The sequence below is a fragment of the Nocardioides pakistanensis genome, from assembly GCF_054781215.1.
The window spans coordinates 1-7,586 of record NZ_BAAGUV010000050.1 but is presented as its reverse complement, the minus strand read 5'-3'; the positions used below and the strand labels follow the sequence as shown (position 1 = coordinate 7,586).

The following is a 7,586-nucleotide window of genomic DNA, read 5'->3' as shown; positions in this document are numbered from 1 at the left end:
GCAGCGCACCCGGCCGTCCCCAACTTTCCAGGACACGAATCTCTGCCACTTACTTGACGCGAGACATGTGTCGGTCAGGCCGTGATGGCCTGGGGTTCGGGCTCGGTCACCTCCTCGGCGGGGTCTGCGTCGACGGCCTGGGAACGGGCGAGGACGTCGAGTCCGAGGTAGCGACGGCCTTCGGCCCACTCGTCGTGCTGCTCGGCCAGGACGGCGCCGACGAGTCGGATGATGCTGGCCCGGTCGGGGAAGATGCCGACCACGTCGGTGCGGCGCCGGATCTCGCGGTTGAGCCGCTCGTTGGGGTTGTTGGACCAGATCTGGCGCCAGACCTCTTTCGGGAACGCGGTGAAGGCGAGGATGTCTGCGCGGGCTTCCTCGAGGTGCGCGGCCACGGCGGGGAGCTTCTCGGCTAGGGCGTCGACGACCCGGTCGAACTGGGCGTGCACCGCCTCGGCGTCGGGCTGGTCGTAGATGGAGTGCAGCAGCGCTTTGACCCAGCCCCACGACGACTTCGGGGTCGCAGACATCAGGTTCGCGGCGTAGTGGGTACGGCACCGCTGCCATGCAGCGCCGGGCAGTGTCGCGCCGATCGCTGAGACCAGGCCGGCGTGGGCGTCGCTGGTGACCAGCTTGACTCCGGTCAGGCCGCGGGCGGTGAGGTCGCGGAAGAACGCCAGCCAGCCGGCGCCGTCCTCGCTTGAGGTGACCTGGACGCCGAGGATCTCGCGATGCCCATCGGCGTTCACGCCGGTCGCGACCAGTACGTGCACCGGCACCACGCGGCCGCCCTCGCGGACCTTGAGCACCAGCGCATCAGCGGCCACGAACGTGAACGGCCCGGCGTCCTCCAGGCGGCGGGGGCGGAACTGCTCGACGTGCTCGTCGAGCTCACGTGCCATCACCGAGACCTGCGACTTGCTCAGCCCGGTGATGCCGAGGGTCTGCACCAGCCTGTCCATCCGCCGAGTCGAGACACCGAGCAGGTAGCAGGTCGCCACCACCGACGTGAGCGCTCGTTCGGCCCGCTTCCTGCGCTCGAGCAGCCAGTCGGGGTAGAGGCTGCCCTGGCGGAGCTTGGGCACGGCGACGTCGAGGGTGCCGACCCGGGTGTCGAGGTCGCGGTGCCGGTAGCCGTTGCGGGAGTTCACACGCTCGCTGCTGCGCTCGCCGTAGCCGGCGCCGCACACCGCGTCGGCCTGTGCCGAGAGCAGCGCGTTGACGAAAGTGGTCAACAGGTCACGCAGCAGGTCAGGGCTCGCCTGGTCCAGCTGCTCGGTCAGGAAGCGGGCAGGGTCGATACTGGGTCCAGCGGTCATCGTGTGTGGTCCTTCTTCGAGTCGGTTTTCGCAGATCACTCGAAGGATCCACCCGGTGGCCGCGCCTACGTTGGAGGCACGCGCTCACTCAGGTCCGTCGTACACCACTCTGCTGGACTCCACTCCCATTAGCACGAGAGCGTCTTCTACTACCACTCGTCGGTCCAGCGCGTCCCCACGGTCGCTGATTGGTTGAACTCTCTCTCGTGAGTCGCGCTCGCGCTCATCGGCAGACCCGGAAACGCGGCGGTCAATAGGGACACACCCAGTCAGAGCCCAGATGGGTCTGCGCCTCTTCGCCGACGGTCAGACCCTGGGCGGACTCAACCTCTACTCAACCGAAGGCGAGAGCATCGACCCCGAGGTGAGACAGGTCGCCGAGCTTCTCGCCGCCCATGCGGCGCTGGCCCTCGGCCGGGCCCGCCGCGAGGAGGGGTTGAGCTCGGCCCTCACGAACCGCAGGGTGATCGGGCAGGCCATCGGCATCGTCATGGAGCGTTACCAGATGGACGAGGACCGGGCGTTCCAGTACCTGGTCCGGGTCTCGCAACACAGCAACATCAAACTTCGTGATGTCGCCCGGGAGCTCGTGGACCAGGGCAACCACCGCACCCCCGACGCCGGCTGAGGCTGCCGCTCCGCCGTCGGCGACAGCCGGGTGGCGACACCGTCCGCGCGTGCCCGTCGCAGGTGAGTGACCCATCGGGGTCATGTCGCCGGCCGGCGTTGGGTTCTACTCTCTCGACGAGGGGTGATGCGGTGGAGCGAGCGGCGCGCCTGCGGATCAACCTGCTCAGCGAGCTGAGCGCGACGTACGACGGTCGGCCGCTCGACCTGGGTGGGAGACGACAACGTGCCGTACTGGCCCGCCTGCTCCTGGCCCGGGGAGAAGTCGTGCCGGCCGACCGCCTCGCCGACGCGGTCTGGGGCGACGGGCCTCTCCCCATGGCCGCAACCAGCGGCGGGCTGACTACCGGTCATGGCCTCGGCCAGAAGGTGCCTGGCCGGCGGTTCAGAGGTGACATCTGAGTGGCGCGCGCTTTCACTCGTGCACAGCTGCCGCGCTGCCCAACACAATGACGCCAACCGCCATAGCTATGTCAGCGATGGGGGAGCTCCAGGTCGAGCCACAACGGTCCGGCCGTCACGACCAGGGCCGCGGCAACCAGGACGACGAGCGACAGTGTGGACACGAGCCGTCCAGCGAAGTAGACGCCGATGCCTAGTGGTGTGCCGCGCAGCCGCTTAAGGACACCGTGTCGCGGGGGCCCGCTATTGCCTCGGGCATGGTGACGAACACGTTGACCATAACGGCCTGCCAGGCTGCCCTTCCCCCTCTGACAGAAGCACCCTGCGCTGCCCCAACAGACACCTGGCGCGGGAGATGGGAGACGTTTACGACCAGTAAACGTCCAACAACATCAACCCCGAACACGCCGTCGTCCGCCCTCGTTTGCGCGGGTCAGCCCACGTCGGCCACTCGGAACACTTGAACAAACGACACGGAACATTCGCCGCGGTCCTCCCCCGGCCAGCCCTGCCCGGGCACGTGTCCGTGGCCATGAAAAAGTCCCTGCTGGTGGCCAGGTAGCGGTCCCCACTGGTGGCCATCTCGGGTCCCCGGTGGTGGCCATGTAGAAGTCCCCGCTCCTCGTTCTTCGCGTGTCGTAGCGGCTCGTGAGGCCCTGCGTGGCGACGGTGGCGATGCCTAGTCAGCCGTCGTCACCACGCAGGGGTCTCCATTGAAGAACGAGAGAGAACGGATGGACATCATTTCGGCCTACCGCGAGGTGGGCAGCTACCGAGGAGCGGCCGCGATGTGCGGCACGACCCACAAGACCGTGAGGCGGGTCATCGAGGCCCACCAGGCAAGTAGCCGCGGCGAGCCCCCAGCCCCGCGAGTCGAGCGTGGTCGCAACTACGAGTCGGTCGCGCAACTGGTCGCCGAGAAGGTCAACGCCACCGCCGCGAAGATCAGCGCGAAGCGGCTGCTCCCGGCCGCTCGCGCCGCTGGCTATGAGGGGTCGGACCGCAACTTCCGACGCCTGGTCGCCGACGCCAAGCGTCAGTGGCGCATCGGACAGGCCCGCGCGAACGGTCGGCGTCCGGCGATCTGGACACCGGGCGAGGTGCTCGCGATCGACTGGGGCACCGAACTCGTCGCGGGCCGTCGGGTCCATGTGTTCTGCGCGGTGCTTGCCTGGTCGCGCTACCGGTTCGTCCGGTTCGCCCCCGACGAGCAGCAAGCGACCACGCTGGGCCTGTTGGCGGAGTGCTTCGAGGAACTCGGCGGAGTTCCGACGACCGTGCTCGCGGACCGGATGGCGTGCCTGAAGGGCAACGTGGTCGCGAACGTGGTGGTGCCGGCACCGGACTACGTCAGGTTCGCGTCCCACTACCGGTTCCGGCCCGACTTCTGTCACGCCGCGGACCCCGAATCGAAGGGCATCGTGGAGAGCCTGGTCGGCTACGCCAAGGACGACCTCCTCACGCCGTTGGAGCTCGAGGAGGATCCGTGGGCCGGCGGCTATGCCGGGCTCAACGAGCGGGCCAAGGCGTGGGGTGTGGAGGTCAACGGCCGTCGTCACAGTGAGATCCACGCGATCCCGGACGAGCGACTGTCCACCGAGCGAGACCTGCTCGGCGACCTGCCGTCACTGCGACTCGAGGTCGGCCCCACACCGATCACCAGGAAGGTCGACAAGCTGTCCTGCATCCGGTTCGGGTCGGCCCGCTACTCGGTGCCGAACCGACTGATCGGCACCACCGTGACGGTGCTGGTCGACGAACGCGATCGGGTCTTGCGGGTCATCGAGCCGGTCACCGGCGAGGTCCACGCTGAACACGGGCTGGTCGCGCCAGGCGAGGTCAGCATCGACGACGCGCACTACGACCGTCCCCGGCCGGCCAGTCCGAACCGGGCCGCGCGTGGCCGCACGCCGGTCGAGCGGGAGTTCCTCGCCCCGGGGCCCGGTCGCCGAGCAGTTCCTGGTCGGTGCCGCCGCCGCGGGTGTGACCAAGCTGGGCACCGAGATCGCCGAGGTTCTCACCCTGGCCGCCGCGCACGGCACCGAGCCGCTGGTCGCAGCACTCGAGCGGGCCGTCGCGTTCGGACGATGGCGCGCCGATGACGTTCGGTCGATCCTGGCCACCGGCGGCCACGCACCCAGTCCGACCCCGGCCGGCCAGGCCCTGGTGCTGACGTTGCCGTCGGTGCCCACCCGGTCGTTGGACGCCTACCGGATCGAGGGCCGGACCGAAGTCACGGATGGGGGTGAGGTGTCGTGACAGCGACGACTCCGCCGCCGCTGCCAGCTGACCTGAACGAGGGGTTGAAGCGGTTGAAGATGGCCGCGATGCGCCGACTGGCGCCCGAGCTGCTGGTCACCGCGAAGACTCAACGATGGAAGCCCGAGGAGTTCCTGCGCACCCTGGTCGAGGCCGAGATCGCATCGCGTGAAGCGTCGAACGCCCGGACCCGGATGCGTCAGGCCGCGTTCCCGGTGACCAAGACGCTGGCCGAGTTCGACGTCGCCGCATCCTCGATCCCACCGGCGACGTTCGACTACCTCTCGTCGCTGGAGTGGATCCGCGCCGCGGAGAACGTGTGCCTGATCGGGCCCGCCGGAACCGGGAAGTCCCACACGCTGATCGCACTCGGCATCGCTGCGGTCGAGGCGGGTCATCGGGTCCGGTACTTCACCGCCGCCGAGCTGGTCGAGACCCTCTACCGAGGACTGGCTGACAACAGCGTCGGGAAGGTCATCGAGACCCTGCTACGCAACGACTTGATCCTGGTCGACGAGCTCGGCTTCGCCCCGTTGGACGACACCGGCGCCCAGTTGCTGTTCCGGTTCGTCGCGGCCGCCTACGAGAGACGCTCGCTCGGCGTCGCGTCGCACTGGCCGTTCGAGTCCTGGGGCAGGTTCCTACCCGAGCACACCACCGCGGTCAGCATGCTCGACCGGCTCCTGCACCACTGCCACACCGTCGTCACCGACGGCGACTCCTACCGAATGAGACAGGCCCGAGCGAACGGAGGAACCCGACTCAAGACCAGCTGAAACTCAGCGAGGGGTGGGGACTTTCAGTTGGCCACCAGCGGGGACCGCAACTTGGCCATTGACAGCACGAATCACGTAACGTCGGAGGGCGGGGCGCCGACGCCGACGCCGACGCCGAGTGTTTCAGGTCTCAAGCATGCGCCTTCGGCAGCCTCAATCTATGTCCTTGCTGGAGCGCATCACCATCGACCCGGAAGTGGTGCACACCGCCCTGTCGTCCGTGGCACTCGGGGGCGTGTCGCCGATGTCCTCTCGCTCCTCGGTTCCGGCGCCAGTGAGGCAGAGATCCTGGACGATTACCCCTACATCACCGCGGACGACATCAGGACCTGTCTCACATACGCGGCAGCCCAGACCAACCACGCTGTCGTGATCGCTTCGTAGACACGCGTGCGTTTCCTGATCGACGCCCAGCTGCCGCCAGCACTGGCGCGGCTACTCAACGATCGAGGCCACGGCGGCGAGCAGTCAGCGACATTGGCCTCGGTGAGTCGCCCGATCGCGACCTGTGGCGCTACGCGCTGGACCGTGGGGCGGCTATCGTGACCAAAGGATGAGGACTTCGCCAACATGGCCGCCCTCGGCGGCGACGCTTCTCCAGTCGTGTGGGTGCCTCTCGGCAACACACGACGCACCGCGCAACTGGCATGGTTCGAGCCACTGATCGCCGAGGTCGTCTCGCTGGCCGAGGCGGGCAACCGGGTCATCGTACGGCGCTGAGCTGGCGGAGCTCCCGGGCACCAACTTCCCCCGGGCGCCGTGCGGCCGCCCCACCGGTATGCACCGCCCATCGCGTACCGAGTTTTCCGTTCCTGCCGAATTCCTGACGTCCCCATCGGGAAGTTCTGGCTCGTCCTAGCAGACTCCGGGTGCAACCCTCCAGCCGTCGATCGTCGCCTGGGCCCAATAGCGCATCCGGTCGCCGTACGCGGTGTAACCCTGGGAGATGAAGTCGCCGCCCTTGTCGCAGAGCACGTGCACGCTAACACCGAACGCATCCGGAAACGAGTGCGCCGGAAGTCCCCTGTATCGAGCGAGTGCCGGAGCGGGGCATACAGGCGTGCTCCCACGGTTGCGGGCAACGTGCTCTCTAGCCACCGCGTGCACCGCCTCGATTCCCCGGTCGACGAAGAGCTGGAGCAGACGGTATTGCCCGTCAGCGAAACGCGGTTGGTGCATGGAGCGGTGCTGTAGATAGAACGCGCACACCAACGGCGCGTGCCATGCGTACATGGCTTGGTCGCGCTGCTCGGCAGCCAGGGCCTCATGCCAGACGTGCAAGCACTCGGACGGAGCGCCGCACTCACATGCCGTCTCTCGCTTCACGAGCGACACGCTATGCGCAATGCCCTCCAACAAACACTCAGTTGCAGCAGCGAGTGAAGCTTGACAGCGTCACGATGATGACTTCTTGCCGTCAGGACCAATCGCGACCGGAGAAGATGCCTTCTCCAGGTCGCCAGACCACCCCGGCCTCTTCTTGGAACGAGTCCTGGTGCACCTGCAACTGTGCGATCTCAGGGCCACCATGTCGGCAGGGACCGGGTTCGTGACGATCTCATCAAGGTCGAAACGGATCACCAGCCCGAGCCCTGGGGACTCGTCTGCGGAGAGGACCTCGTGCGTAATGAACGCGCAGAGCGTCGCGGTAGCCAGGATCTCTGGACTGCAAAGTGGCGTCGCCGATGGTGACCGTCGGCCACACGTAGGCCGAAAACCGTGCGGCACTGAAGTCGAGCTGGACGTAGTCCTTGACGAAGACCACTGACCCGAGTTCCTCGTCGACCAGGGCTTCGAGAACGGATCCGCAAACGCAACGCACGCGACTGTCCGCGCCTGCCCCCGGGGAAGCCCCAACTAGCCGGATCGCTTACCCGTCAGAACCGTGACCGAGTTCAGCACTCCGCGGACGACGTGCCTACCGAAGTCGGAACGTTTACGACCAGTAAACGTCCAACAACGGAGGCCGCCGAAGCGCCCTGGTCGGCCAGGGTTTGCGCAGGTCAGCAACCACTTGCGCCGTTGATGACGCTCAGGTGAATCTCCCCAGTTCTGCTCACTGAATTTCCCCACCCCATGGCCCCATCCGGAAGCGGGTGGGGCTCCTTCGAAGATGGCGGTCTCTGACCACACGCCATCTCACGAAGGAGCCCTCGCTTCCCATGCTGACACGGGAGGAAGACATCGACGCGCACGCGTTGCG

At 67.3% G+C, this 7,586-nt stretch carries 7 protein-coding genes and 1 pseudogene; 6 read left to right on the top strand and 2 right to left on the bottom strand.

What is annotated here, in order from left to right; genetic code table 11:
• Positions 1-74: 74 nt before the first annotated feature.
• Entirely contained in the window at positions 75-1,319 is a 1,245-nt protein-coding gene (locus ACYVIH_RS17365; protein WP_460870759.1) for an IS256 family transposase, read from the bottom strand.
• 280 nt (positions 1,320-1,599) lie between these two features.
• Between ACYVIH_RS17365 and ACYVIH_RS17360 the strand changes: the two genes are divergently transcribed.
• From ACYVIH_RS17360 to ACYVIH_RS17335, 6 genes and pseudogenes are all read left to right on the top strand, one after another.
• Positions 1,600-1,947: an ANTAR domain-containing protein gene (locus ACYVIH_RS17360; protein ID WP_460870758.1), complete on the top strand. Its 348-nt coding sequence runs from the start codon at positions 1,600-1,602 to the stop codon at positions 1,945-1,947.
• A gap of 131 nt (positions 1,948-2,078) precedes the next feature.
• On the top strand, positions 2,079-2,348 hold the full coding sequence (locus ACYVIH_RS17355) for an AfsR/SARP family transcriptional regulator (protein ID WP_460870757.1): 270 nt from the start codon (positions 2,079-2,081) through the stop codon (positions 2,346-2,348).
• 713 nt (positions 2,349-3,061) lie between these two features.
• Positions 3,062-4,607 (top strand): annotated as a pseudogene (istA, locus tag ACYVIH_RS17350) (IS21 family transposase).
• On the top strand, positions 4,604-5,383 hold the full coding sequence (istB, locus tag ACYVIH_RS17345) for an IS21-like element helper ATPase IstB (protein ID WP_460870756.1): 780 nt from the start codon (positions 4,604-4,606) through the stop codon (positions 5,381-5,383). The pseudogene istA and the gene istB overlap by 4 nt, the downstream one beginning before the upstream one ends.
• 27 nt (positions 5,384-5,410) lie before the next feature.
• Positions 5,411-5,767: a DUF433 domain-containing protein gene (locus tag ACYVIH_RS17340; protein ID WP_460870755.1), complete on the top strand. Its 357-nt coding sequence runs from the start codon at positions 5,411-5,413 to the stop codon at positions 5,765-5,767.
• 186 nt (positions 5,768-5,953) lie between these two features.
• On the top strand, positions 5,954-6,103 hold the full coding sequence (locus ACYVIH_RS17335) for a hypothetical protein (RefSeq protein ID WP_460870754.1): 150 nt from the start codon (positions 5,954-5,956) through the stop codon (positions 6,101-6,103).
• A gap of 135 nt (positions 6,104-6,238) precedes the next feature.
• Here the strand turns inward: ACYVIH_RS17335 and ACYVIH_RS17330 are convergent, their stop codons facing one another.
• Positions 6,239-6,709 carry a DUF5946 family protein gene (locus ACYVIH_RS17330; protein ID WP_460870753.1) on the bottom strand — a complete coding sequence of 157 codons (471 nt, stop codon included), beginning with the start codon at positions 6,707-6,709 and terminating at the stop codon, positions 6,239-6,241.
• Positions 6,710-7,586 lie beyond the last annotated feature (877 nt).